General features: G+C 63.1%; 21 protein-coding genes and 1 tRNA gene. 6 read left to right on the top strand and 16 right to left on the bottom strand.

Features of this window, described 5'->3' with window-relative positions; all coding sequences use genetic code 11:
• Nucleotides 1-73: 73 nt before the first annotated feature.
• The 4 genes from I41_RS20340 to trpD form a co-directional block, all read right to left on the bottom strand.
• Nucleotides 74-146, bottom strand: a tRNA-Lys gene (locus tag I41_RS20340).
• Complete coding sequence (locus I41_RS20335; protein WP_145434753.1) at nucleotides 146-1453, bottom strand: hypothetical protein; 1308 nt, start codon at nucleotides 1451-1453, stop codon at nucleotides 146-148. The genes I41_RS20340 and I41_RS20335 overlap by 1 nt, the downstream gene beginning before the upstream one ends.
• Nucleotides 1454-2313: 860 nt before the next feature.
• Nucleotides 2314-3120: an MBL fold metallo-hydrolase gene (locus I41_RS20330; RefSeq protein WP_246133712.1), complete on the bottom strand. Its 807-nt coding sequence runs from the start codon at nucleotides 3118-3120 to the stop codon at nucleotides 2314-2316.
• Nucleotides 3121-3410: 290 nt separating this feature from the next.
• Nucleotides 3411-4430, bottom strand: coding sequence for an anthranilate phosphoribosyltransferase (gene trpD / locus I41_RS20325; RefSeq protein ID WP_145434752.1), 1020 nt, complete (start codon nucleotides 4428-4430; stop codon nucleotides 3411-3413).
• A 226-nt stretch (nucleotides 4431-4656) separates the two neighbouring features.
• Here trpD and I41_RS20320 point away from each other — a divergent pair, with 226 nt between their 5' ends.
• Nucleotides 4657-5586, top strand: a complete 930-nt coding sequence (locus tag I41_RS20320) for a nucleoside hydrolase (protein ID WP_145434751.1) — start codon at nucleotides 4657-4659, stop codon at nucleotides 5584-5586.
• Nucleotides 5587-5675: 89 nt separating this feature from the next.
• Here the strand turns inward: I41_RS20320 and I41_RS20315 are convergent, their stop codons facing one another.
• The 5 genes from I41_RS20315 to I41_RS20295 all read right to left on the bottom strand — a co-directional run bounded on the left by I41_RS20315 (nucleotide 5676) and on the right by I41_RS20295 (nucleotide 9907).
• On the bottom strand, nucleotides 5676-6302 hold the full coding sequence (locus I41_RS20315; protein WP_145434750.1) for a hypothetical protein: 627 nt from the start codon (nucleotides 6300-6302) through the stop codon (nucleotides 5676-5678).
• Nucleotides 6303-6306: 4 nt separating this feature from the next.
• The gene (locus I41_RS20310; protein ID WP_145434749.1) at nucleotides 6307-6927 is read right to left on the bottom strand and encodes an RNA polymerase sigma factor; all 621 of its coding nucleotides are present in this window, start codon (nucleotides 6925-6927) and stop codon (nucleotides 6307-6309) included.
• Nucleotides 6928-6932: 5 nt separating this feature from the next.
• Complete coding sequence (locus tag I41_RS20305) at nucleotides 6933-7919, bottom strand: hypothetical protein (RefSeq protein ID WP_145434748.1); 987 nt, start codon at nucleotides 7917-7919, stop codon at nucleotides 6933-6935.
• A 253-nt stretch (nucleotides 7920-8172) separates the two neighbouring features.
• Entirely contained in the window at nucleotides 8173-9354 is a 1182-nt protein-coding gene (locus tag I41_RS20300) for a S1C family serine protease (RefSeq protein ID WP_168207048.1), read from the bottom strand.
• A 112-nt stretch (nucleotides 9355-9466) separates the two neighbouring features.
• On the bottom strand, nucleotides 9467-9907 hold the full coding sequence (locus I41_RS20295; RefSeq protein ID WP_145434746.1) for a TraR/DksA family transcriptional regulator: 441 nt from the start codon (nucleotides 9905-9907) through the stop codon (nucleotides 9467-9469).
• Nucleotides 9908-10595: 688 nt separating this feature from the next.
• Between I41_RS20295 and I41_RS27455 the strand changes: the two genes are divergently transcribed.
• A complete protein-coding gene (locus tag I41_RS27455) occupies nucleotides 10596-13298 on the top strand; it encodes an FHA domain-containing protein (RefSeq protein WP_168207047.1) in 2703 nt (900 codons plus the stop codon).
• Here the strand turns inward: I41_RS27455 and I41_RS20270 are convergent.
• The gene (locus I41_RS20270; RefSeq protein ID WP_145434741.1) at nucleotides 13295-14305 is read right to left on the bottom strand and encodes a sugar phosphate isomerase/epimerase family protein; all 1011 of its coding nucleotides are present in this window, start codon (nucleotides 14303-14305) and stop codon (nucleotides 13295-13297) included. The genes I41_RS27455 and I41_RS20270 overlap by 4 nt on opposite strands.
• A gap of 201 nt (nucleotides 14306-14506) precedes the next feature.
• A complete protein-coding gene (gene queF, locus I41_RS20265) occupies nucleotides 14507-14863 on the bottom strand; it encodes a preQ(1) synthase (protein WP_145434740.1) in 357 nt (118 codons plus the stop codon).
• 241 nt (nucleotides 14864-15104) lie between these two features.
• Here queF and queC point away from each other — a divergent pair, with 241 nt between their 5' ends.
• The 3 genes from queC to I41_RS20250 all read left to right on the top strand — a co-directional run bounded on the left by queC (nucleotide 15105) and on the right by I41_RS20250 (nucleotide 16989).
• Entirely contained in the window at nucleotides 15105-15824 is a 720-nt protein-coding gene (gene queC, locus I41_RS20260; RefSeq protein WP_145434739.1) for a 7-cyano-7-deazaguanine synthase QueC, read from the top strand.
• A gap of 15 nt (nucleotides 15825-15839) precedes the next feature.
• The gene (locus I41_RS20255) at nucleotides 15840-16205 is read left to right on the top strand and encodes a GxxExxY protein (protein WP_145434738.1); all 366 of its coding nucleotides are present in this window, start codon (nucleotides 15840-15842) and stop codon (nucleotides 16203-16205) included.
• Nucleotides 16206-16302: 97 nt separating this feature from the next.
• On the top strand, nucleotides 16303-16989 hold the full coding sequence (locus I41_RS20250) for a 7-carboxy-7-deazaguanine synthase QueE (RefSeq protein ID WP_145434737.1): 687 nt from the start codon (nucleotides 16303-16305) through the stop codon (nucleotides 16987-16989).
• Here I41_RS20250 and I41_RS20245 read toward each other — a convergent pair.
• The 5 genes from I41_RS20245 to purD form a co-directional block, all read right to left on the bottom strand.
• A complete protein-coding gene (locus I41_RS20245) occupies nucleotides 16986-18113 on the bottom strand; it encodes a hypothetical protein (RefSeq protein ID WP_145434736.1) in 1128 nt (375 codons plus the stop codon). The two genes, I41_RS20250 and I41_RS20245, sit on opposite strands and share 4 nt — an antisense overlap.
• Before the next feature lie 173 nt (nucleotides 18114-18286).
• A complete protein-coding gene (locus I41_RS20240; RefSeq protein WP_145434735.1) occupies nucleotides 18287-21631 on the bottom strand; it encodes an FtsX-like permease family protein in 3345 nt (1114 codons plus the stop codon).
• 165 nt (nucleotides 21632-21796) lie between these two features.
• Entirely contained in the window at nucleotides 21797-22021 is a 225-nt protein-coding gene (locus I41_RS20235) for a hypothetical protein (protein WP_145434734.1), read from the bottom strand.
• A 220-nt stretch (nucleotides 22022-22241) separates the two neighbouring features.
• Nucleotides 22242-22718, bottom strand: a complete 477-nt coding sequence (locus tag I41_RS20230; protein ID WP_145434733.1) for a hypothetical protein — start codon at nucleotides 22716-22718, stop codon at nucleotides 22242-22244.
• A gap of 235 nt (nucleotides 22719-22953) precedes the next feature.
• Nucleotides 22954-24228 carry a phosphoribosylamine--glycine ligase gene (purD, locus tag I41_RS20225; protein ID WP_145434732.1) on the bottom strand — a complete coding sequence of 425 codons (1275 nt, stop codon included), beginning with the start codon at nucleotides 24226-24228 and terminating at the stop codon, nucleotides 22954-22956.
• Nucleotides 24229-24793: 565 nt separating this feature from the next.
• Between purD and I41_RS27785 the strand changes: the two genes are divergently transcribed.
• Complete coding sequence (locus I41_RS27785; protein WP_210421012.1) at nucleotides 24794-25834, top strand: QcrA and Rieske domain-containing protein; 1041 nt, start codon at nucleotides 24794-24796, stop codon at nucleotides 25832-25834.
• Nucleotides 25835-25942 lie beyond the last annotated feature (108 nt).

Below are 25942 nucleotides of genomic sequence, written 5' to 3'. Positions count from 1 at the left end.
TCAACGCGGGGCCGACCACGGTTCCCGCATGCTAATTAACTGCGACGACATGCCACCCGTCGGCATATGTAAGAGCTGGGAGCAGGGCTCGAACCTGCGTCCATCCGGTCCAAGAGCCGGACGCTCTACCACTGAGCTATCCCAGCTAAACCTCGTCAATTGTGACTTTAACCGGTTTACCTGAAAATACACCGATTGAGCGGAGGAGTGCGGCCAATTGCGGACTAGAAACCTCAACGCCGTGAACGAGTTCAGGGGTAGGTGTATAGCGCGCAACCTTCCGTTCAGGCGGAGGCGATGTCCACCCAGATTTTACCGGGTCGACGCGCCATTTCATACAGACGTCCATAACGCGGTTTTTCGTGCAAGACTCGCCACGGAGCACTTCCCACGGAAACGGGAGATCGCACCAGGGGCCTGTGTCCGCGTGCAAGTCGCCGCCTGATGCACGATGCCAGGCGGCAACGTCGGCAGCCATCAACCGAAGAACTTTGCCGGGGCACATTGATTCGATCCATTCATCAAGTCCGAGGCTAAATAGCAACGAAAACCACCCTGATCTTAGCTTGTTCCATGCTCCCGCGGTCACGTTCCACGTCGTCGAGTCGTTGCCGCGCCGCACAACCATTGTCTCGCGGTTGATTTTGCTTTGCTCCCACACCTCATGTAGAAGTTCCGCGGCTGACTGCATAACGGCAAAGTATTTGCCCAGCAACTTCCCGCGATCCGTTGCCGACACATTCTTTAGTACATCAGCATCTGGCAGAACATGGGCTATCGCTGTCCAATTCGTTGATACCGACGCGTGGCAGCGCTTAAGCAGCATGTCGCAGATTTCGTCGAATGGCCGCGCTTGCGATTGGTTTGTGAAAACACTTCGTAAATTGCACCGCGCCACATAGTACGCAATGAAGCAAGCAGTGTTTGCATCAACAAAATCACTCGACTTTAGCTGGCTCGCCAAGCGGCTTTTGCTTGTAAGCGTCAGACTGCGTTTTATCTGCTCGCGAAGCACTCGCAAACGTTTGCGTTCCATTCGTGCGGCAAGCCGGAACCGTTTGTTATACTGACGTTTCGAGATTTCCATGCCTTTGGCCGCACGCCCTAATCGCGACAATCTATCTTTCAAAAAGTCATTCGCACCGAATTCTTTGTTGATTTCACGCTCAGCGCGACTGAGGTAGTCAGCCATCGCAGCCATGTCGGACGGGTCCACGTCTGCCGAGGTCGCAAACAAGCAGCGCGCGACGGACATCTGGCTTGCCATGGAAGCAGGATGTGCAAAGTCTGCACTCATCGATGACCAAGTATTGGACCGCGACGACGCCTTAGAAAGCAGTTTGCGTTCGCGCACGTCGAACTCGGCAGCTTCTAGCACCTGTCGCGCAACGTCTTCCGGTCGCTCGCGGCGATCGAGTGTATCGAACAATGCTTGCAACTGCGGGGACAGCATGAGTCACGACCAGCCGACAAACGACAAATCTCAATTGCACGCTCTTATGGTAGCCAATTGCGAGTGTCGGTGTCACTACTTCGCGCTAGCGCGGCTGTCGTCCATTCAGTTCGAGCTTTTTGCTCGTTCGTAGTCGAAGAGGCCTTAATCCCGGTTGAGGTCGATGCAACGCCCTTTTAACGTCCGAGCGGAGGTCACTGGTCCCGTCAGAGGCTACGGAAGACTTGTTGGCTAGTGGCACGGATTATCGTCGCACGGGTGACCAACTTTAGCACTCAAGACGGATCACTGCAGATATAGAGACTTTTTTGCGAGCTTCTGCGCCACTTTGTGGCTGGAAAACCCCCCAGGCTTCCAGGTTGAAATTGGCCACCAAGATCGCTAAAGTGAACATAAGTTCATTTTCGGCGATTGGCCATTCGCCCGTGCTCCTCACGACGGGAGGCCTTCATACTGCGCGGTTAGCGCTCAGCATTCGTTCCTGCAAAAAGCCAGCGACTTTTGCGTCTCCAGCCCCAAAGCCGCAAAACGCAAAATTTGCTCGCGTTTTTCGAGCTCTTTTGGTCAGAAAACCCCGAAAAACAAAGGCTCAAACGCGGCGCGACCTGCGGCGGAAGGAAAGAATTTTGCGGCACATTAATGGGGCCCCCCGCCGGCGCACGCAAAAGCAAAACTCCCCCAGCGAGCGGGGTCGTCCCGACCCCAGCGCCCAATTAACGACAGATAAGACGACAAGAATGCCGCGACGACAAATTGTCGCGGATGTCATAAACCACAAACCCAAAGGAGAAGCAAACTTACGAATTATGTCGCCAAAATGCACAAACGCGACAAAAGAACGAGCGCCGCCACGCGCACGCTCACGTCAGTTCCACTTCCATCCCGTCGAACGCCAGCTCGACGCCGGCGGGCAGTTCCGCGTTGGTCGCTTCGTGATCAAAATTGTGCGACAGATGCGTCAGCAGCATCCGCCGCGGGCGCAGTTCGCGCCACACGGCCAGCGTCTCGTCGAGGCTGAAGTGGGTCGCATGCGGCTCGCGCCGCAGGCAATCGAGAATCAGCACGTCGAGCCCCTCGAGCCGCTGCATGCTTGCTTCGGGGATCGCGTTGACGTCAGTGCAATAGGCGACGTTGCCGAAACGAAAACCGAGCACCGGCACGAACGGGCCATGGTGGAGCCGCACCGGCAGCACCCGCGCGCCGAGCACGTCGAACGGATCGAGACCGATCGATTCAAACGTCAGCGCCGGAATGGCGCCGGTGTGCAATCGCGCGGGCGACTGGAAGGCGTAGTCGAACGACTTGCGAATCCGCGCTTCGACCGCCGGCTCGCAGTACAGCGGCACCGGCCCGCCCAAGTAAAACTGCATCAGCCGCAGGTCGTCGAGCCCGAAGATGTGGTCGGCATGCTCGTGGGTGTACGCCACGGCGTGAATGATCCCGATCCGCTCCCGCAACAGCTGCTGCCGGAGGTCCGGCGGCGTGTCGATCAACAGGTTTCCCTCGGGCAGCCCGATCGCCAGCCCGCAGCGGGTCCGGTTGTTCTTCGGATCGCTGCTAGCACAGACCTCGCAGTCGCAGCCAATCGCCGGCACGCCAACGCTGGTGCCGGTCCCTAGAAAGACCAAACGTCCCGAAATGTCGCGGCTAGGGGGCGTTCGGGACACGTGCTAACGGGCTCATTGGTAACGGTTGGCGGGCGAAGGCAGTCCCACGAGTCTAACAGCCCGCCGCGGCTGAGAAAATCGTCGCGGAGCTATGCGAAATTCCCAAATACTGAACCGCCAAGGACGCCAAGAGCGCCAAGGAAATACATATCTGACCAATTGAACCATGACGGCACGACGAATACGACGGAAAAAATTATCTGGATCATTCGTCGTGTTCGTTGTGTCGTTGTGGTGAATCCTGTTCCCCTTGGCGATCTTGGCGTCCTTGGCGGTTCAATTCATAGAGGTTAACCATGCGACAGCGCCGCCAGCTTCAGCAGCAATTCGCCTGCCGCGCCGGAGTCGATCGCCTCCGCAGCCCGTTTCGCGGCGGTGGTAGGCTCAAGCGCTTGATCGACGGTGATCAACCCGCAGGCGGCGTTGAGAATGACAATATCACGCGCCGCACCCGCTTGGCCCGCCAGTACCCCGCGAACAATCGCCGCGCTCTCGGCAGGGCTTTCGACGCGAGCCGCATCGAGCGATTGCACGGCCAGCCCAAAGTCTTCCGGGCGGTAGACCACCTCATGCTCTTCGCCGCGGCTCACATCGGTCGCCAGCGTTCGACCCGTCAGCGTTGCTTCGCCCAGCCCATCCTCCCCGCTGACCACCAGGGCCCGTTCAACGTCGAGCATCCGCAGCGCGGACGCCAGGAGTGGTCGCAACTCCGGTCGCCCCGCGCCGAGCAACTGGTGCGACGCGTGCGCTGGATTCGCCAGCGGCCCCAGCACGTTAAAGATCGTCCGCATGCCAAGCTCTTTGCGGACCTCGGCAACATGCTTCATCGCCGGGTGCATCAGCGGCGCGAAGCAGAAGCAGATGCCGAGTTCGTCGAGGCACCGTTGCACCTGCGGGATGGTCGCGGCGATGTTCACGCCGAGCTCGGCCAGCACATCGGCCGAGCCGCTCCGGCTGGTGATGCTCCGGTTGCCATGCTTGGCGACCGGCACGCCCGTGGCGGCGATGACCAAAGCCGCGGTCGTGCTCACATTGAACAGATTGCTCCCGCCGCCGCCGGTGCCGCAGGTGTCGAGCAGCCGGTCGTAGCGGCTGCGAATCGGCGTCATGTGGGCTCGCAACGCCCGCGCGGCCCCAGCCACCTCCTCCGCCGTTTCCCCTTTGGCGGCCAGCGAGGTGAGGAAGAGTCCAATCTCTCCCTTGGGCCGATCACCCGACATGATCGCCCCCATGGCCTCGGTCATCTCGCCGGCAGTGAGGTCTTCGCCGGCTGCAAGGCGGCCGAGGAGCGTCGTGAAGGTGTCGGACATGGGCGAGCCAATGTTTGGCGGAAGCAATCAGGTGGATGGCCCTATTCTAACTTCCTGAGACTTCAGGAAGTATGGGGGCACGCCTGTCGCCGAGGACGCCGAGACGCGCCGCTGACCGTCGGGCGGTGCTGTTCGTCGGGTTGTTGGCCTGCTGTCATCTCCCTAGAATGCGCAGCCAAACCACGCGAGTTTCAGTCCACTCGGCACCTACCGCGGCACGAAGCCCATGGCACGCAAAGTTATCCTCGACGTCGATCCAGGGGTCAGCGACGCCCTGGCCATTTGCCTGGCCTTGGCCCACCCCGACCTGGAGGTCGTGGCCGTCACGGCGACCGGCGGCAACGTCGCCCCCCGCCAGGCCAGCCGCAATGTCCAGGCGATTATCGAACACCTCGACCCGCCACGCTGGCCCCGCATCGGCGTGGCCGACGAGGAGCAGCCGCTGCGGACCGACGGTCGCGAATTGTGGGGCGTCGACGGCCTGTGCGGCGCGACGCTCGGGATCGCCGAGCTTCATCAGCAGCATCCGGCGCTGAAGGTCATCTCCGAGGAAATCCGCAACGATCCGGGAGGGGTGACGCTGATCGCGGGAGGGCCGCTTCACAACATTGCCGCGGCATTCCAACTCGACCCGGAGTTGGCGCTGCAAGTGGGCCACCTGATGATCGTCGGCGGCACGCTCAACGGGCCGGGAGACGTTTCCCCGGCCGCGGAGTTCAACATGTATTGCGACGCCGAAGCCGCCCAGCGGGTCTTCCGGTCGCACGCCACCACGACGCTGCTGCCGCTCGACGTGACCAGCCGGGCGGCGCTAACGTACGAGCTTCTGAGCAACTTGCCGAGCGAGGCGTCGTCGATGGGTCGTCTGCTGCGAGCGATCCTGCCCGGCGCGTTTCAAGCTTATCGGCAACGCCTGGGGCTCGAATCGATGTACGCCGCCGAGGCGGTGGCCGTGATGGCGGCGGCCCGGCCCGAATTGATCGTGACCGAGGCGTTGCCCTGCGACGTCGAGACCGAGGGGATGCTCACCTACGGGGCCACGGTCATCGACCGTCGCCCGCGAACGTTCGATCGCCCGAACATGGACGTCGCGATCGACGTCGACGCGGCGGAAGTGGTGAGCGGTATTCTCCGCGGGCTCCGCGACAGCTTCTGACATTGCCGCCCCTGGCTCGGCCAGGGGGTCGGTCACCATGACGGCAGGCGCTGCCCTGCGCACTGTTGCCCACTGGCGGAGCCAGGGACTTACGTTCCTCGTTTGCCCAACCAGATTCGCGACAGCAAGCTGGGCGATTCCAGCGTCGCCGTCGCATGCGAGAGGCCCGCAACCTTCGCCGTGCTGGCGGGCAGGCGGTAGGCGAAGAACTCGACGGCCGCATCGACCTGCGGCCCGAGCCGCTTGTTTGGGACGCGAGGCGTCATCACGGCGTCCAAGCGAGTGACCAGTTCACCGAACGAGAATTGGCTCTCGTCGAAGGCGGTGAGGAGCCAGTCGACGTCATCGCGGGTGAGCGCCGCATCGTCCGTCGATCGAGCGACGTCGACCTGCGGCCGCACGGGAGCCGCCTCCTGGCCAGACTTCCACGCGAGCCCGCCCACAAGCAACGCGCCAACGACGACGGCGGCGGCCCAACGCGGCGCAAGGCCTATCCAGCGCCGCTGCTCTCGTTTGATGCGTTTCTCTTGTCCCGTGTGAGGAGCGAGCGTGCGCCACGCCGGCGCGTCGCGCTCCAGCGCGTCGGCAAGCCGGCGAGCCGAGGCTTCGAAGCGGATCGTCTCCTCGTCGCCCAGCCAGGCCCGGACCCACGCAGGCACGCTGCGGCCGCTGTCAATCGAGCGGCTGATCATCCATTGGGCAATCATGCGTCGCATGGCGTTAGTTCTCCCCCTGCGCGGTCGGCGGCGTCGCGGCGGCATCGTCGCCAAGTTCGCGCATCAGTATCGTGCGAGCGCGATGCAACAGTACGCGTACGCCAATGCGGCTCCGATTCATCTGGCGGGCAATTTCACCGACCTCGCAGCTTTCGGCGAATCGCAGCCAAGTGGCCGTGTACTGCGGCTCGGACAGGACTGCCTTTGCCAGCCGCCAGACGTTCTCGGCGTTCTCGCGTCGTTCCATGGCCCCGGCCACATCCGCTTCGATGCACGCCGATCGTTCCAGTTCGAGCGATGTTTGCTGCGGCTCGCGCTGTCGGCGTCGTCGGCGATCGATGGCTCCTCGCCTGGCGATCGTGTAGAGCCACGTCGAGAAGCAGTAGCTGGAGTCGAATTGATCGAGGCGTTGAAACGCCTTGGCAAACGTCTCTTGAGCTACATCCTCAGCGTCGCCTCGATCCGTGCCGTAGCGTTGCCGGAGCATCTCGATCAAGCGGGGTTGAAAGTGATGCACAAGCGCCGCAAACGAATCGACGCAGCCAGCCTGGGCGCGGCGAACCAGTTCGTTGGGTTCGAACGCCTCGGCGGCTGCGTCGTTCGTATCGGTGCGCTCGGCCAGCATGCGGACTATTTGTCCTTTAGCTTCTCGTCGATGATGGCCGCGACGTCGGCCGCCGGCAACTGCAAGCTGACCTTGACGGTCGTCCCGTCGCGCGACGCGGCGGCGCCCTTGATCATCCCGGCGATTTTCTTCAGATCCTGGTCCTCTGGATTGGCCGTTTGGGCGAACTGAATCATGGCGATCGATCCCTGAGCCATCTGTCGAAGTTGTTCCGCCTGCTCTTCAGTGGCGGCTGCCAGCGCCACGTTCAGCCCAACGCGCCCATCGGCCTCGTCGATGCCGAGCGACGCATCCTTCAATATCTTGGCCACGTTCGCTGGCGGGCCTTCTTCGACCGCATCCGGCGGCAGCTTGTTCACTTTCAGCGAGAGCAAGCGATCATCTGATTGCTCGACGGTGAAGTCGGCAGCCTGATCGCCAGCAAGGCTTTTGCCGGCCGCTTGATCGAGCAGACTTGTAACCGCGTCGCGCTGCGCCGAAAAGAGAATTCGGCGGTTGCCTGACTCATCCGCTACGAAGGCCACGTACAGCGTTTGGCCATCCTCTGGAGCGGCGGAATGAATCTGCTGACCCTCGTAGTCAGCCACGGCATACGCCGGCAGACCGAGGAGCAGACCTTCGAGGTTTCCGGTCGTCTTGCCAAGCTGTACCACGGCCACCAGCGAGTTCTCCGGCTCTTCATAGTCGTTGGCCGAGACGGTGATCGACTTCACCTCTTCCAGAGGATTGAAGCCCAGGATTTCTTCGACTTGCTTCAGCGCCGCCTCGCGATCAGTGTTTCCCTTCTCCGCGATCTTCTCGATGGCTTTGTCGACGACCAAATTCAACAGCCGCCCGCCGACCTCGGATTTCCGCACGGCTTGCAGATCGAGATTCAGGATGAACGCCGTGTCGGCCGGAAGCCGGTACGCGGCCTCTGCGGCACTGGCGTCGGTGGGGTGGAAACTACTTCCAACAAGCAGTAGGGTTGCGGCCAGCAATGCTCGGAGCATGTGACGTCTTTCAATTGGTGGAATGGGGCGTGATTGCACGATTCCCGCCTGGCTATTCGCCGGACGGGGCACAATCTTTTACGCCTCGGAGCGCCGCAGCGTTACAGAATCCACGAAAATACGCCAATGGCCAGCCGGCGCCGAGCGAGTCTCGCTGATTGGGCGGCTTTGCAGAGAGGCAAATCGTGCTAGCAGAGGCATGGCCGCGGACCGCCGCTTCGCATGGCGAAGCAGGCCAAAGGAAGATGCCCAGCTATTTCGCCGGGGCGGCCTTCAGCGCCGCTTCGGTCTCGGCGAGAAAGTCGTCCAAGCGGCCGATTTGGGCCTGAATGTTCACCATCTCCCCGCTGCGGAGGACGACCATATCGACCGGCCGGCCGACGTCGGAGAGTTTGACCAGATTGATCAGATGCTGGTCGTTTTCGATCGCGGCATTGTTATACCGCAGGATCACGTCATTCGTCCGCACGCCTGCCAGCGCGGCGGGCGATCGCTCCGTCACTTGTTTCACCAGCGCGCCCATCAGCCGCGGTAGACCGGCGGAACGCGCCGCTTCCAGGTTGAAGTTGCCGTCGAGCATCACGCCGAGAAAGCCGCGGTCGACCCGCCCATGCGACACCAATTGCCGCGTCACGCTCATGGCAATGTTGATCGGGATGGAAAAGCCAATCCCGTCGTTCCCGCCCGAGTTGCTCGCGATCGCCGTGTTCAGGCCAACCACCTCGCCGCGAAGATTGATCAGCGGACCGCCGCTGTTGCCCGGATTGATCGCGGCGTCGGTCTGCATGAAGTTTTGATAGTCGACGCCGCCGTCGCCGAGGTCGAGATTCGAGCGCCCCATCCCGCTAATGATGCCGCGGGTTACGCTCTGACGGAGGTTGAAAGGATTGCCGAACGCCATGACGACGTCGCCGATCTCGCACTGATCGCTGTCGCCGACGCGGGCCGGAATCAGATCGGGCGCGTCGACCGGCAGCACCGCGACGTCGGTTTCCGGATCGGCGAAGATTTCGGTGGGAGAAATCTCGCGGCCGTCGTTGAGTTCGAGGCGGATATGCTCGGGGTCGGAGTTCTTCACGACATGCCGATTCGTCAGCACATAGTTCTTCCCGCCGACGGAGACCAGCACGCCGGAACCGGCTTCCTCGACCTCGCGCCGAAAGCGAAAGTCGGCGTGGGGCTTCGCTTGTACGTGGACCACCGACGGCGCCACTAGTCGAACGACTCGCTTGTAAATGCTCAGTTCGCGCTCCATCGCGGCAACGTCGCGGTGGAGCTCATCGAACATCAAATCGCGTTCGTTCGGCAGCGTTGCGGGGACCGGAGCTTGCTGGCCGAAGGCGATTGCAGCAGTGCAGATCGCCAGTATTGCCGCCAGCCCGCAAGAGAACGATCGCCCGCGGAGGCAGAGGTTAAGCGAGAAGCAAAACGACATCGCGGGCGACTCCATCGAGAGCGAACAATCTCTCGCGTCGAATCCAACCGACGCGCATGCGTCATCGATTGTAACTCGGGAGCGGCTCCCCTGAAAACGTCGACGGCCGATTTCAGCCGGCTTCGAGATCGCTGAACGACACGTCAACGTCGGCGCCGCCATCAAGCACGCGGCTCCAATCGCCGGCATATCCGCTGCCGCCGCCCGATGATTCCATCGCTCGCTGGCATTCGATGCAGCTGGTGGCGTAAGGCAGAGCGTTCAGCCGGGCCAACGGGATCTTGCAGTTGCAAATCTCGCAGAGACCGTACGAGCCGCTACGCATCCGCTCCAAGGCGACTTCGATATTCGCCAGTTCGCGGCTCTCCACTTCGGCCAGCTTGGAGCTGATTTCATCTTGCGCGGCGTCGAGCGCCGCATCGCCCACGTCGCCGCCCGTTTGTTCGTTGAGCGACTTGAGCAAGCTCAAGTCGCCGGCAAGGGCGCGACGCAGGGCGTCGCGGCGCTTCACGAGCAGTTCACGCATCTTTACGATGGAATCGTTGCGAGCCATGGTGGTGATACCTTCCGGGTAGCGGTGCGACGCTAGATTCCTCGGCTGGGACGTCGTTCAATGACGGCCTTGAGCATCGATTGTCCGCCTCGTACGTATGCCTCGAATAAGTGTTGGTGAGATCGCGACGACTGTTCCGATGCGCCGCGACGCCAGCTCAAATTCCCTCCCAACGGGGGGCTGCCTTGCTGGCACCGTAACTATAGTACGCACCTCGCCGAAAAAAGGTCGCAGAGCCCGTTGAGTTTCCAAATCCCTGGAACGCAACCCCTTAGCTAGGGAAATCCGCCTTATTTTTGTCGAATCCTCGCTGCGTTCAACGCTTGAATCCCCCGCGTCCGGGCTGTCGGCTGACCGATCCGGCGGGGTGGACATCGACCGAGCTTGGGAACTCCGCTGCCGCTCCGGCAGTGCGGGGTAACGCAATATCGGTAGATCGGCATTAACGGTCGCACGAGCTAATCGAATTCTGCGGAATTGTCTGGCAGGCGGCGGCAAGGCCTGCAGGGCTAGCACGCGTCGCAGGGATTTATCCAAGGGCCGCCGAGCGACGTCAGGGCGGCGATTCTGAACTACCCTTTGCTGTCCACTGTGAGGACCCGCTGCGCAACCGCTCCGTCCCCGTCGCCGGCAGGTGCGTCTCTGAATGAGTTCCTGCGGGTCCCGATGCTCCATCGCTGAACGATTGATGTCGCTCTTGACGCTGCCCGAGACTGCAACCGCCTCCACAACATTGTTGCGGAAGCCCGACTCGCTGCGCCTCCGCCTTGCCGACGAACTCATTCGCGTGGAGCCGCTAGTCGAAGGAAAGACGACCGTCGGCTCCAGCCCGCAGTGCACCATTGTGTTGCCCGGGGCCGATTGCCGGCCGCTGCAATGCGTCGTCGCGGTCGATTCCCACCGGGTTGAGGCAACTCGCTGGGGCGCCGGCGTGCAGCTGAACCGGCGCGACTTTACAAAGGCGCCTGTGGCTGTCGGCGACAAGCTGACCATCGGGCGGTACGAGCTCGAGTTCGCGGCGTCGGCGCAGGTGGACGACGTCTCGACGACCGGCGCTGGAGCAGGCACTGCGCCGCCGCCTCCCGCCGCCGCCTCTGCCTCACTGGCGCTTCTGCCATCGGAAACGCCAACCGTCGACGTCCCCGAGACAGACTCTCCGGTCGTATCGGCAGCACTGTCGCGGTTGACCGACCTGAACATGACTGCGACGTCGGTCGAGACGCGCGAACCGCTGTCGCCGTCGCTCGCACCGACTCCCGATGCCATGCCGACGGCACTCGCCGATAATCCGGCCTTGCTGCACGCACCGCCCGCTCCCGAAGCGGCGCAGCCGGCTGCTGTCGTCGAGCCGCCGCAGGTCGCATGCGCTAGCGAGCTTGCCCCGTTGCCGCCGACTGCTGCGGTCACGGGCCCGTCAGCAACAGGTAATAATCTCGCGTTTTCCAGCCACGCCTTCGCAGACGAGTTGATTCTCGAATTGTGGCAAGTCGGCGACCGCTCGCGGCGACGTGCGAAGTCGCTCATCGCCGCAACGCGCGACGCTCGCTTTCGCACCAACGCGATGGCCGCTGATCTGGCGGCGATGGAGATCGAGCTCGATCTGGCGCGAGCCGCCTACGATTCGCACGCGGCAGACCACGAGCAGCTGCACCTCGAGCTGATTGAGCGCGACCGACGCGCATCCGAGCGGATTGGTCCGCTCCTGGGCGAAGTCGAATCGCTCCGATCGCAGTTGGCAGCCGCCCAGACTGATCAGGCCGCGCAGGCAGCCCGCTGCGCCGAACTGAACGCAGCGCTCCACGCGCAACAAGCAAGCGCCGAGGAGTCGGCGGCCGCACGAACCGCGGCAGCGGCTCATGCGGCGGATTTGGAGCAGAGCCTCCGCGCGCAGATCGAGCAGGCGACGCTCCTCGCTCGCGAACTGGGGGCCGTCCGCACCGAACTCGACGGCGTGAGGCTTGAACTTGAACAACATGCGACGCGCCGCCGCGAGTTAGACGCTGAACTGGCCGCGGTCCAAGCGGAACGCGATTCGTTCAAGCAACAGGCCGCTGAGGCGGCATTTGACGCGGCGACGATCGCGCAGCTTCGCGGCGACGTCGAAAGCCTCGAGAATGAGCGCGCGAACTTCGCCGGGAAACTGAGCGATGCCGAGGCAGAACTCCATCGCCTCGCCGGAGTATGCCACACCGCCAACGAACGCGTCGCGGAGCTTGAGCAAGCGATCGCGGCCCAGGAGTCGATTTCGCATACGACGCCGGCAAGTGAAACTTGCGACACGCCGGCAACGCCGAGCGAGCACGGCGCCGCCGGCGCCGACGAGTCGCCGGACGCTGCCGCGATCGACGAGGCGGCCTGTCATACGGTCCCGGAGGAGCCCGCCGCGTCGGGGCAGGCTGCGGCCGCTGATCACGAAGCGTTGCTGCATGCTTGGAACCCCGCTGACGAACCTCAGCAGGAAGCGTCCGCAACCGTCGACTCGCCCATCGCCGAGGAACCGGCTACCGAGGAGCCCAGCGCCGATACGCCGGTCGCGGAGACGCCCAGCGCCGACGCGCCGGTCGCCCAGACGCCGGTCGCCCAGACGCCGGTCGCCCAGACGCCGGTCGCCCAGACGCCGGTCGCCGAGGCGCCTCCGGCCACAACTCCGCGACAAGTCGACGAGGAACGAAGCAAAACCTCGGCGACGCCCGTTGAGACAGCTCCGGTCGCGTCGGACGTCGCCCCGACGTCGTTCATCGACAAGTATCGTCATTTGCTCGAGGACAATGACGGTGATTCGCTCACGCCGGCGGCCCCTCCGGAAATTGACGATGAGTTCTTATCGCCGGCCAAGGCGGCGGATCGCACCGTGCCGGCCGACGATTCGGACGAAGCGCTAGACGCATACATGGCGAGCATGATGCAGCGCATGCGCAGCAGTTCGTCGTCGACGTTGCCCGAACCGGCGTCGAACACGCCGACAGCGCCGGCCGCGGTCGACGCCAGCGAATCGGCGCCGCTCGACTATGACCCGAGCATCCCGTTCGAGATCGAATCGATGAAGCAGGGTCGCCGAGCGACTGCGTCGACCGATTTGACGGCGCTCCGTGAAATCGCCAACACGTCGGCCCGGAGCGCGATCGCCACGCACCGTAAGAAACGAAAGGTCGAGTCGGCGATTGGCAAGATGGTCGTGGCGTTCACGGCCTTGGGTACTTCGGGCTACCTGATTTGGAATGCCCCGTCGCTGCAAGACTGGCAGTCGAGCGCCGGCATCGCGATCGGGATCATTGGCTGCGGCGCCGCGGTACTCGCGATGCGTCATCCCGATCGCGCGAGCGCTGTCGAGCGCGCCGCCCCACAGCCAGCGTCATCGCCCGCCGACGAATCGATTCATCGCGACGCCTAAAATCCGCGCGCCGCCTTGACGTCGTCGAAGTCGCGCAGGTGGTAGTCGATGCCGACAAAGTCGAGGACTCGCTGCAGCGCTTTCAGCGCGACCGACATGCCGTCGGGCCCGCTGAAGCCGCCGTACTGGCCGCCGCCTTTGAGGTGGGGCTCGAGATCGAGGATGACTCCGGGGATGCCGCGGCGGGTCAGCATTTTTTCCAAGGCAGGAATTTCGCGGGCGAAGTCGGTGAGAATCTGCACGTGTCCCGCATCGCCCTGATCGCACGGGACGAAGTGGCTCAGCGCATCCTCCTCGACGTGTCCAACGGGTTTGTCGACGCGCGGGTCGAGATAATCTTTGATGTGCATCCAGCCGATGCTCGGCTTCATCACTTGGTACTGCCGGAAGGTCTCCATGGCATCGTAGCCCTGGCAGACGATGTTGGCGCCATCGAAAATCGTGACCAGCGCCGGGTGATTGACCCGACGATGGAGCTCGGCCATCAATTGGCCATTCTGCCCCACCAGATTGGCCTCGACCTCCAAGCCAAACGTCAGATCGCTGCGATGGCAGGTCTCGGCGATTTGCCCCAACTGCTCGACCGCTTGCGGCACGAATTCCCAAGGGTCGGTCCCCTTGGGATGGTAAAACGAAAAGCCGCGAATCAGCTTTGATTCAAACGCATGCGCCAGTTCGCAGGCCTTCTTCACGTCGTCGAGATACTTTTTGAACGGCACGAAGCGATTCTTTGTGCCGTCTTCCTGATCGAGCAGCTTCACCTTGCCGATTGGCGAGCCGATCGACGCTACGTTCATGCCGTATTCGTCTTCGAGGTGACGGAGTTTGGTGACCTCGGTCTTGGTCAGCTCCATGACGTTTTTCACGCCGTTGCCGACGTCGACGAATCGTAAACTGTAGTACTGGAGACCCAGCGCGGCGAAGGCCGCGAATTGCTCTACCGCCGTCTTATTGTTGGCGGCTTCGTCGGCGAAGCCGGAGAGAATGACGCGGGGCTTCGTGGACATCGTATTCTCTCTTCTGTTTTTAGAGTTGAACCGCCAAGGACGCCAAGGGAAGAAGTTTCACCACGACGACACGACGGACACAGCGTAGAAATTATTTCTTTATCTTCGTCGTGTCCGTTGTGCCGTTGTGGTTCAGTTCCTTATTTGCCGTGTATTTCCTTGGCGAACCTTGGCGTCCTTGGCGGTTCAAATTGAATTTCTTTAGAGCGCCGACGCATGTTGCACGATGATCTTCGACGAGATGCCGCCGCGCGGGGTGAACGCGGCTTCGATCTTCATCCATCGCGGCTGCAGCACCGCCGCCAGATCATCGACCATCGCGTTGGTGACGTTTTCGTAGAAGATGCCTGAATTACGGAAACTTTGCAGGTACATCTTCAAGCTTTTCAGCTCCACGCATTTCCTGTCGGGCGTGTAGGTGATCGTAATCGTGCCGAAATCGGGCTGTCCGGTCTTGGGGCATACCGACGTGAATTCCGGGGCGACGATCTCGATCTTGTAGTCGCGTTGCGGGTATTGATTATCAAAAACTTCGAGCAAACTGCGGGAATCTGGCATGCCGGACGGCTCCTTTCGACGAAACGGCCATTGTGGCATGATGGAACGGCGGCGGAAAGTGGTGCGATTTGGGGCCCGTTTTTGATTAAGGGCGGCCAAATGTAATTCGTCTGCTGTCAGTCGTCCGTTGTCAGTTGCGAAAACGGGGAAGTTTGCTGCGGCGATAGCAGCAACTGATCACTGACGACGGACAACTGACCCATGACAACTGACGCCATCAACGTTGAAATCGAATCATCCCATGTCCAAACCCGCCGTCGTCCTCCTATCGGGCGGTCTTGATTCCGCCACCACGGCCGCCGTTGCGCGTGCCGAGGGGTTTGACGTTCACGCCTTGAGCGTCGACTACGGCCAACGGCATCGATTCGAACTCGAGTCAGCACGTCGCGTCGCTGCGGCGGTTGGCGCCGTCGAGCATCGGACCGTCGCGATCGACCTGGCGGCCTTTGGCGGCAGTGCGCTGACGGCTGACATCGAAGTGCCGCTGGACCGCCCGGGCGACGAAATGTCCGCCGGCATCCCGATCACTTACGTGCCGGCTCGCAATACGGTGATGCTGTCGCTCGCTCTCGGTTACGCGGAGGTAATCGGCGCCGCCGATATCTTTATTGGCGTCAACGCCGTCGACTACAGCGGCTATCCCGACTGCCGGCCCGAGTTCATCACGGCGTTCGAACAGGTGGCGAACCTCGCCACCAAGGCAGGCGTTGAAGGGACGTTGAAGTTCCACATCCATACTCCCTTGATTCAGCTAACGAAGGCTGAAATCATTCGCCGCGGATTACAATTGGGAGTCGATTACGGCCTCACGCACACCTGCTATTCGCCCGACGCGGATGGCGTCAGTTGCGGACGCTGCGACGCGTGCCAACTCCGCATCAAAGGCTTCGCGGAAGCTGGTCTGTCGGACCCAATCATTTACCAGGATCAATCGCATTTACCACAGAGAACACTGAGATAGGCGAATCGCGATGAGATCAATCGCATCAGCGGCGAAATCGTTGATGCGGCAATCGCAGTCCATCGAGAGTTAGGGCCAGGTTTGCTTGAGTCCGCGTACGAAGCATGTTTGCTTCGCGAACTGATGAGCCGCGGTCTAGCCGTCAGCAGCCAAGTGGAAGTGCCGATCACTTATGGCGGAGAGATCATCGAAGGCGGATTTCGACTCGATCTGCTTGTTGAGGAGCTTGTCATCGTCGAGCTAAAATGCGTGGACCACATTTTGCCAGTGCATCACGCCCAACTATTGTCTTACCTCAAGCTTAGTAAAAGGCCGTTGGGATTGTTGATCAACTTCAACGTCAAGCTCTTGAAGGACGGCATCACTCGGTTAGCAAACTAATCCCCCCTTCTGATTCTCCTCCGTGCTCTTTGTGCTCTCCGTGGTAAATGGCAGTTGCTGTGCCTACCTGACTAATTCGCACTTGCACCTTCGTTGAATGAAGATCGCTGAAATCTACAAATCGATCCAAGGCGAAGGGCTCCTCACGGGCGTGCCGAGCGTCTTCGTACGCGCCAGCGGCTGCAATCTGCGGTGCTGGTTTTGCGATACGCCGTACGCCTCGTGGCAACCGGAGGGCCAGGACTATGCGGTTGACGAGATCATCGCCGAGGTCGAAGAGTGGGACGTTAAGCACGTCGTCATCACCGGCGGCGAGCCGATGCTTTTCGCAGAAATGATTCCGCTCTGCCGCGAACTGAAACGTCGCGGTCGCCACATCACGATCGAGACCGCCGGCACGCTCTATCTGCCGGCGGCGTGCGACTTGATGTCGCTCTCGCCTAAACTCTCCAGCAGCGGCCCCGATCCCAAGCGGCACGCCCATTGGGCCCGTCGGCACGAGCGGCAGCGGCTGCAGCGCGAAGTGCTGATGCGGTTGATGGCCGAGTACGACTACCAGCTGAAGTTCGTCGTCGATCGCGTGGACGATGTCGCGGAAGTCGAGGAAATGCTCGCTTCGCTGCCGGCGGTTTCGGCCGATCGGGTGTTGCTTATGCCGCAGGGGCGAACGATGGAGGAGATGGCCTCGCGTTCGCTGTGGCTGGCCGAACTCTGCCACGAGCGCGGGTGGGCGATTTGTCCGCGCCGCCAGTTGGAGTGGTTCGGTCCGGTGCGCGGGACCTAAGCGATTCCGGCTTCGCCGCCGGCGGTTGGCTGCTTTTCTTCGGCGATGGGCTTAGGCTCAGGCACAGGCTGCGGCGCGGGCGCCGGCGGATGAGGCTTCGGGGCGAAGACCAGCACCATCGCGGCGCCGGCGATCACGAGCATTAGACCCGCGAGGAAGAAGGCGCCGATATCGCCCCAGAGGCCGTTCACCTTCGTGGTGATCAACGTCGACACCACCGGCGCTCCGCCGAAGATGAGCGGCATCACGAAGACCGGTTTGCCGCCGAAGTTGAACGCCATGATGATGCCGAGCGCGCCGAACGCTCCCGCGGCGCCCGCCAGCAGGCTCCACATCGTGCCGGAGACGTTGTACTCGCTCGGTTCCGGGCTGACGGCGAGGATGATGTTCGGCACGATCACCGCGATGATGAAGTAAGCGAGTCCCACGCAGATGAACGGGCGTAACCGGCTCTGCATCATCGCGGCTTGGCCCTTGTGAAGGGTCGGGCCGTAGGCGCCCCAGCAGACGATGGCGGTAGCGATCGAGCCGAGGAGCAACGCATAGTTCGTGCCGCGTGCGGCGAGCGTCGGCTTGGCGGGAGCGGGGGCGTTCACTGCATCGACGGAGGTCACCGGCGCTACAGTTACGGCGGGTGCGGACGCCTTCTTTTTCTGCGGAGCACAGGTCATCACGACGACGGCGCCCATGATCACCATCACCAACCCTGCCAAGAAGAAGGGGCCGATGTCACGCATCTTTCCTGCGAGGTAGATGGTGAGGAACGAGTTCACCACCGGCGCCCCGCCGAAGACCAGCGGCATCACAAAAATCGGGTCGCCGCCAAAGGTGAGCGCCAGAATGATGCCGAGCGCCCCGCCGGCGCCGAGGGCCCCGGCGCCGAGGCTCATCACAATGCCGCTGACGGTCCAGGTTCCCTTCTCGCCCTTCATCGCGAGCATCGCCATCGGCACGAGGACGCCGATCAGGAAGTAAGCGAGGCCCACGCAAACGAAGGGGCGCATTCGTGCCAATCCCGCGCCCGTGGACATATCCTGCACGCCATGGTGCAGCACCGGCCCGTACATGCCCCAGCAAAGGATCGTGAGGGCGAACGACGCGACGACTAGCAGCATGCTGCGCATGAAGGGAACTCCCGGTGTGATCGATGCGGCGCTCCGCAACAATGAAAACTTTAAGCCGGTCGCGGGGACGCCGCTAGGGCAGGTCGAACGGTGTCGGGGGCCGTTTGCGACTGGATAACGCTCTACAATGTGAACTCTACCAGTCGCAAAAGGCCCCCGACACCTTGGGCGTTTCAATCTCCTCTCAGGGCTGGAAGCAACGGCGCCCGCAACACGGCCCGCGAGGCGAGCCACCCGGCCAGCGAGCCGACCGTGGCGACGATGGCGAGCAAAATCGCCAGGGTCGCCCAAGGCGCGCCGGCCTGTTCTGCCAGCGCGTGGGGCAGCACGGCGGCCAGCGCCGCGAGACTGCCGATGGCGAGGCCGCCCACCAGCAGCACCAGATTCTCAGCCATCACCATCCAAGCGAGCCGCCGTCGTCGAAAACCGGTCGCCTGGAGCAGTGCGAGCTCGCCGCGGCGTTCGATGATGCTTCTCAACTGGACGACCGACAAGCCGACGACGCCGAGGAGCAGGCCGAGGGCGCCGAGGCTTTGGAATGTCGATAGATAAGTGTTTTGAACGGCGAGGAGTTCGGCCAATCGCTGCCGGGCGTCGACGGCATCAAAGCCGTAGTCTTCAAGCTGCGTCTCGAGCAGCGACGCAAGTTGCTTGCTAGGGGGCGAAGTCTTGCCGCGGCGGAGCAGGAAAAAACGCTTGCCGGCAGCTTCAGGATAGAGACGCAGGAAGTTGGCCTCGCTGATCAGCACCTCGCCTTGGAGGACGCTGTTAGCAAGGAGGCCGACGATTTGCAGCGTTACCGGCCGATCGGCGCCGTCGCGGACGACGAGCTGCGCGCCGACGGCGTAAAGCTGTAGTGCGTAGAAGGCCGTGTTGCGGTCGAGAGCCATCGGGACGATCGGCTGGCCGTTGGCGTCGTTGCCGAGGTCTTTGTTCAGGAGCGACCAGTCTCCTTCGCCCGCCCAGGCGAAGTCACTGGAAGTTTCCAGGTTTGAAGGCGCGCCGAGGATCCGAGGCTGCGTCGGCTTGTAGAGGTTCAAGCAGCTCGCATCCTGGCCGTTGCGAACGCGGAAGCTGACGACGACGGCGTCGTTCAACTTCGCCTCATCCTCGGCAGCGAAGCCAAGCTCACGTCGCCCCGATTCGCTGCCGAGATCGAACAGGACTGGCAGATCGGCGGTCGCCAGCAAGTCAAAACCGCCGACGCCGCGGTTGGTGGGTGCGAGGCGGAAGGCGCTCATCGCGACGATGAGGAAGCTCGCCGTTGCCGCAAGGCCGAGGGCGAGCATTGTCCGGCTCGGGTTGCGGCGGACATTGCGGGCGGCAAGGCCGGCGAGGTTGAGCGAGTTCGGCCGACCGACCACGGGGCTGCGCAGCACGCCGCGTACGGCGGCCAGCACCCCGACGAGGACGAGCGTGCCGCTGCCGAAGAAGGCGCCCCCCTGGGCTTCGCCTTCCAGACGCGTCCCCACGGCTCCCAGCGAAATCGCCACGACGATTGCGGCGGCGGGAAGCCATTTGCCGGACCACCGGCTTACAGACTTTGTCGGCAGCGCCGGCTCGACGTCGCCCGCTAGTAGCTGCCGAGCGGGGAGCTTCGAGAATCTTCGCAGCGACCAGGCAACGGTGGCCAGCGCGACGAACACGCCCACGGCGAATCCGATCGCTAGGCTGCGCGGCGTGATATGCAGCCGCAGGAACGGCTCTGCCGTGGCGGCGACCCACCAAGTATTCAGGCCATAGACCATCAGCCGCGCGTAGCCGGCGCCGAGCAAGACGCCGATGAGTGCGCCCATGGCGGCGACGATCGACGCCTCCGCCAACAGCAGCCGGCGGAGCTTTTTCAGCGGCATGCCGAGGGCTTCGAGCAGGCCGACTTCGCGGGCACGCTGCTCGATGCCGAGCCGGAAGAGAAGGGCGGTGAGCATGACTGCCGAGGCCATTAGGAAGAAGCTGAAGCCGAGGAAGAGGCCGTCGAACGGCGTCGTGCCGCTGGCGGCGGCGAGGGCGTTTTGCCGGACGGAGAGAAGCGACATGCCCATTTGGGCGGGATCGAGCCTCTTCTGCAGTTCGCTGGTGACTGACTCGACGGTAATGCCTTCACTCGTCGGGATACGCAGGACGCTGTCGGTTCCCCAGCGGGTGCTCCAGAGTTTCGCGGCCAGGGCGTGGGAAACAAAGGCCTTCGGCGTGGTGCGGTAGTCGTCCCAGTACTTCTCGTCCTCGTCGCGGACCGTTTCGACGAGGTCGAACGGGAGTTCCCAGTCGTCAATCGAGGCCTGATCGGTGACGCCGGGGAGCTCGGGGGCGAAGTCGGGATCGGCGGCGGCGGTGGAGCGGCTTTCGCCATCCTTGAGAGGCAACACTGCGCGCACCTTCAATGTGAGCGGCGGGTGCTCGCGAAGTTCGCCATGCGTCGTTTCGGGTTCGTACCAGAGGGATGTCACGTCATCGCCGACTTTGACGTTCAGCTCGCTGGCGAGCCAGTCGTTGATCGCCACTTCGTTGTCGGCCAGTGCGATCGGCTGGCCGGCGTCATCGACCACCGGGCCGAGAGCGGCGGTCGAATCGACGCCGGCGACGGTGGAGTAGGGGACGCGGCGGTCACCGGCCGAGATGCGATTGGCGAGGTAGGTGACGACCGGTTGGAGGCCCTTTTTACCGTACAACTGGTGTGCGAGGGCGACGAAGTCGGGCGGCAGCACCAAACGATCGGCGGCGATTTGCAGGTACTTGGGCGCCCCATTGCCGAGCGAGACATCCTTCACGGTGATGCCGAAGTCGGCCAGCGTGGGACGCAACTCGTCCGAGGAGACGGCGGCGCCCGAGATCGCCAAGGCGTTGGCCTGATCCGGCAAATCGAGCAGGCTCTGCATCGTCGCCAGCGGGACGAAGGCGTTCCGCGGCGCCGTCTGGTTCGGCCGGAGGGCGAAGCGGGCGAGCGACGCGTTCACGTCCGCGTCGAGAATTGCCGCGACGGTGAGCCGTCGCGTTGCGGCCGTTTCTTCCTTCTCGCCGAGCGTGCTGTCGGCGGGAATACTTTCGACCAGCGGGAGACGAAGCAGCACGGCGTCGCCGACCTTAACGCCAAGCTCCTGCGCCACATCGGCGGTGAGTGCGATCTGATTGCCGCGCTCGATGGGCGGCGTCATCGGGGGCTCGGCGAGCTTCCAGAACTGGTCGTTCACGCCGAGGACTTGCAGCTGAGCGGCGCGGCGGACCTCGCCGTCCCCGCCCCGATAGAGCGCGGATCCCTGGGTAAGAAGCAGCGGAGCGGCTTCGACACGCACGTCGTCGGCGAGCAATCCGGCTTGGCGGAAAGGATGCTCAGCGACGAGGACTTGATCGATGCGGCCGAGACTGCCGAGCGCGAGATCGCGCAGGCTGCCGCGCATCGAGTCGCCGACGAGCAGGGCGCCGGTGATCACGGCGGTCGTCACCGCGACGCCGGCGGCGACCGACGCCTGGATGCGCCAATATTGGCGGAGGCTCGCAGCGATGTAGCTCCAAGAGTTCACGCGGCGTCTCAGTGGCTTGAAGAATCGAATCGCTTGGAATCGCCAAGTATAGCACTGATTGCATTGCCGCGAATTGCATCGAAAACGCCCCTCGACGGCACAGGGCCGCCGAGGGGCGTCGTTACGAACTTCAACACTCAAGCGCGAAACCGGAGGTTCCGCCCGTTACTTGCCGCAGCTGTCGCCGCAACCGCAATCCTTGCAGCCGCAGTCGGGGCAGTTGCAATCGGTGCATTTGCCGTCGGCGCAACCGCACTCTTCGCACTGGCAGTCATCGCCGCAGCAGCAGGCCGCGGTCTTGGCGCCTTCGGTCGCTCCGGTAGCCGTGGCGGTGAGGCCGAGCGCGCTGGTGGCGAGGGCGGCAACGGCGGTCAAAAAAATCCTGGACATTTTAGATATCTCCATGTGATGCGAGGCGCGCAGCCTCGCGTTTGATACGAAAGAAAACGAACGTCCAAACGAAACGGAATGATGCGGCGCGACCGACGGGACATGCGCGGCGAGTTGGTTTACCAACTCCGGCGCTGGACTGGTTGCTTAAGCAACCAGTCCGACCCTCGTTTGATACACAGGCCGTTAGGCAACGAGGGACTCGTCGGTCGTGGCGCGATCAAATCCGCCACACGGAGAGTAAAGCGTGAAGCCTGATGCCGGGAGGACCGCCCAGCGACGTAAGATCGAACGCGTTATGCCACGCGACGCCATGGAGGCCGCTGTGGAACGCGGTCGGGATGATCGCCAGATAGGCGATCGGGACGGAATGAACGTCGTCTTGAACTGTCGTTGTCGTGGGAAGAAGCGGCGCCTCTTCAGCGGCGACGCAACAGCCGCAGTCGTCGCAATTCGACGGACCGTCGCCGGTGGAACCGCAGCACTCGGAGCCAGTGGTTTCGCTCGCTTCAGCGGCGGAAGTCGTGCAGCAGCCGGAGCAGCAATGTTCGGTTTCGACCGCCGCTTCCACGACCGATTGCGGGATCGTCAGTCCGCAAGTGCAGGCCGAAAGCATCGGCTGCACGCCGCCCATGACGGCGATCGCCACAAGGGCGATGCACTTCTGCGTCAGGCGGTGGAGTGTGGAGCGTCGCATGAGAGGCCGAGGAGGCTGATATCGGGGCGGATCGATAGATCGCTCGGATATTGCCTTCTACGGAGTAGTTTAGGAAAGGTTCGAGAGGAGGGGCAATAGAATTTCGTGGGCAGTGGGCAGTGGGCAGTAGCCGGACCGCCACGCGGTCCGGGGGTGGCGCTGAAAGGGAAAACTGCTTGGCGGGGCTAGCCGGAGGGCGTGGCCCTCCGGCTAGCGGGGAGGTCGCGAGAGGCGTCTAGGCGTGCGCCTTGTCGGAGATGTCTTTGCGGCACCAGGCGCCTTCCCAGCGGATTTGCTTCACCGCCGTGTAGGCCTGGAGCTTGGCCTGGGCGATCGTCGCCCCCAGCCCGGTGACGCCCAGGACGCGGCCGCCGTTGGTGACGACCTGGTCCCCCTTCAGCGTGGTGCCGGCGTGGAACACCTTCACATCGGGAATGGCGGCGGCCTGTTCAAGGCCGCGGATCGGACGGCCCGTTTGATACTTGCCGGGGTAGCCTTCGCTCGCCATGACGACGCAGACGGCGGGGCGTTCGTCCCAGACGAGCGGCGCGATCTCGTCGAGCTTGCCGTCGACGGTGGCTTCCAGTACGTCGACCAGATCGCTCTGGAGTCGCATCAGGATCGGCTGGCACTCGGGATCGCCAAAGCGGACGTTATACTCCAAAACTTTGATGCCGTGCTTGGTGACCATCAGGCCGGCGTAGAGGATGCCGCGGAAAGGGCGGCGCGAGCGCTTCATCTGGTGAATCGTCGGCACAAGGATCCGTTCCTGGATCTGCTCGAGCAGGGCGGGCGTGACGAGCGGGGCAGGGGAGTAGGCGCCCATGCCGCCGGTGTTGGGACCCCGATCGCCGTCGTAGGCGGCTTTATGATCTTGGGCGGCGGGTAACGTGATAATGTTCCGGCCGTCGGTGATCGCCAGGACGCTCGCCTCTTCGCCGACGAGCCGCTCTTCGACGACGAGTTGGCTGCCCGCGGCCCCGAACTCGCGATCGCCGGCAATCCGCTGCACGGCCTCTAAGGCCTCGGCCTTCGTTTCGCAAACGATCACCCCCTTGCCGGCGGCGAGTCCGTCGGCCTTCACGACCATCGGCTGATCTTCGCGCTCGACTAGGTAGGCGGTGGCGCTGGCGGCGTCGCGAAAGGTGCGAAAATCGGCCGTGGGAACGTCGGCGTGGCGGAGGAGGTTCTTGCAGAAGACCTTGCTCGCTTCGAGCTCCGCGGCCTGCTTGCTCGGGCCAAACGCCTTGATGCCGGCCGCGCTCAGCGCATCGACGATGCCGACGGCGAGGGAGGATTCGGGGCCAATGACCGCCAGATCGATGGCGTTGTCCTTGGCGAACTTCACGAGCGCGGGAACGTCTGCGTCGCCGATCGCGACGTTTTCGGCGTCGATCGCCGTGCCGGCATTGCCGGGAGCGACGAAGACGCGCTCGACGCGCGGGCTCTGCTTGATTTTCCAGGCGAGGGCATGCTCACGCCCGCCGCCGCCAACGACCAACACCTTCATCGAAACAACTCCTGCGCCGCCTTCGCCGTTATGCCTGAGATGCCCAACAGCAAGGAAATCAACGCGACCGCGGCGGCGCGCGGACGGCTCTTCGTTACTTTTCGTTTAGCGAAATTCAAGCAACAGATTCTAGGCGGCTGGCTGCGGTCGAGATAGGCGTTGCGCTCACTCCGCGAACTCGAATAGGCGCGGGCGGTGGAGATGGCGCTGAACCTGACGGCGACCAGCGGCGGCGTGAGTTCCCGCCAAAGTTGGCCTACCCCCCATGGCATCGCTGGAGGCCATTGGTAGAATCTGGACCGACTCGGCGGTGATCGCTGACAAGAAAGTTGGCGCGCGACGCGAGGGGAGTTGACATAAGTCAAGCGCACGGGTTACCTTAAGGCGAGTCACATTGTGAAAATCGTCACAAAGTGACCGAACTTGTTTCGGCGGTGCCTTTTCCGCTTTCCCATCGACGCGGGCGTGTAGGGTGGGAGCGGCTTTTTAAGGTCGGCGGCGGCGGACGATCTGCCCGCCGTGCGACAGCGGTGGTCTAGGCAGCGCCTCTTCGAAAGCGCCACCCATGGCTGACAAGAAGAAACTGACGGTGGCCGAGATGCTCGCGGCCGCCCGCGCCGCTGACAGCGGAGGATCCGCTGAGAAGCCGGCTGCTGATGCGCCGACGCCTGGAGCCTCTGCGGCTGCCGAGGGAGCGCCCGCCGCCCCTGCTAAGCCGGCGTCGTCGCCCGCTGCGGGCGAACCCGTGAAGCCGGCGACCGCACCGGGCGGCGGCCGACTAAGCGTGGCTGAGATGCTCGCGGCGGCCCGCAAGGCGCCTGCCGCAGCCGCCCCTGTCGCTGCCAAGGCGGCTCCAGCTCCGAAACCCAAGCCCGCCGCGGCGGCAAAGCCCGCCGAGCCAGCTGCGCCGGCCGAGCCTCGGGACACGGCCAGTATTCTGGGCGCCGCCCGCAAGGGCGAGAAAGCGGGCCCGATGAGCAAGGCCGAGGCCGCGGCGAAGGCTCCTGCACCCGCACCGCCGAAGCCGACCATCGTCGTCCCTCCGATGCCGGTGAAGCCCGATTACGCCAAGCCGAAGGTCGCCGCAGCCGCGAAGGCGATCGATGACACGGATCGGCGTGATTTCGTCGGCATCATGCTGGCCGTCGGCTTCTGGATGGTGGGCATTATCGGGACGCTGTGGACGCTGCTGACGGTGAAATTCATGTTCCCCAATGTGCTGCGGGAACCGCCGAGCAAGTTCAAGGTCGGCTTTCCCGATGCGTTCCCGGGCGGACAAGTGCAGGAAAAGTTCAAAGCCCAGTTCGGCATTTGGGTGGTGAACGCTGAGTACAACGGCCAGCAGCAAATCGTCGCGCTGAAGTCGGTCTGCACCCATCTCGGCTGCACGCCGAACTGGCTGGAAGCGGAGCAAAAGTTCAAGTGCCCCTGCCACGGCAGCGGTTTTTATAAGGATGGAATCAACTTCGAAGGCCCGGCGCCGCGGCCGCTGGAACGTTACGCAATCCGGCTGGCGGACGACGGGCAGATCGAAGTCGACAAGAGTCGCACCTTTCAGGAAGAGATGGGCGCCTGGACCGATCCGGCGTCGTTTATTCCGGTGTAGGAGCGAGGAAGCGGTCAGCATTCAGCCCCGAAAGGGGTGGCATGTTGTAACCAGGGGCGTGAGCCCCTGGTTAACGCGTCGATACAGGTACCGAAAGCCCTGAAGGGG

The organism is Lacipirellula limnantheis (assembly GCF_007746075.1).
In the GTDB taxonomy this organism is placed as follows: Bacteria; Planctomycetota; Planctomycetia; order Pirellulales; family Lacipirellulaceae; genus Lacipirellula; species Lacipirellula limnantheis.
This window is presented reverse-complemented; position numbering and strand designations above follow the sequence as displayed.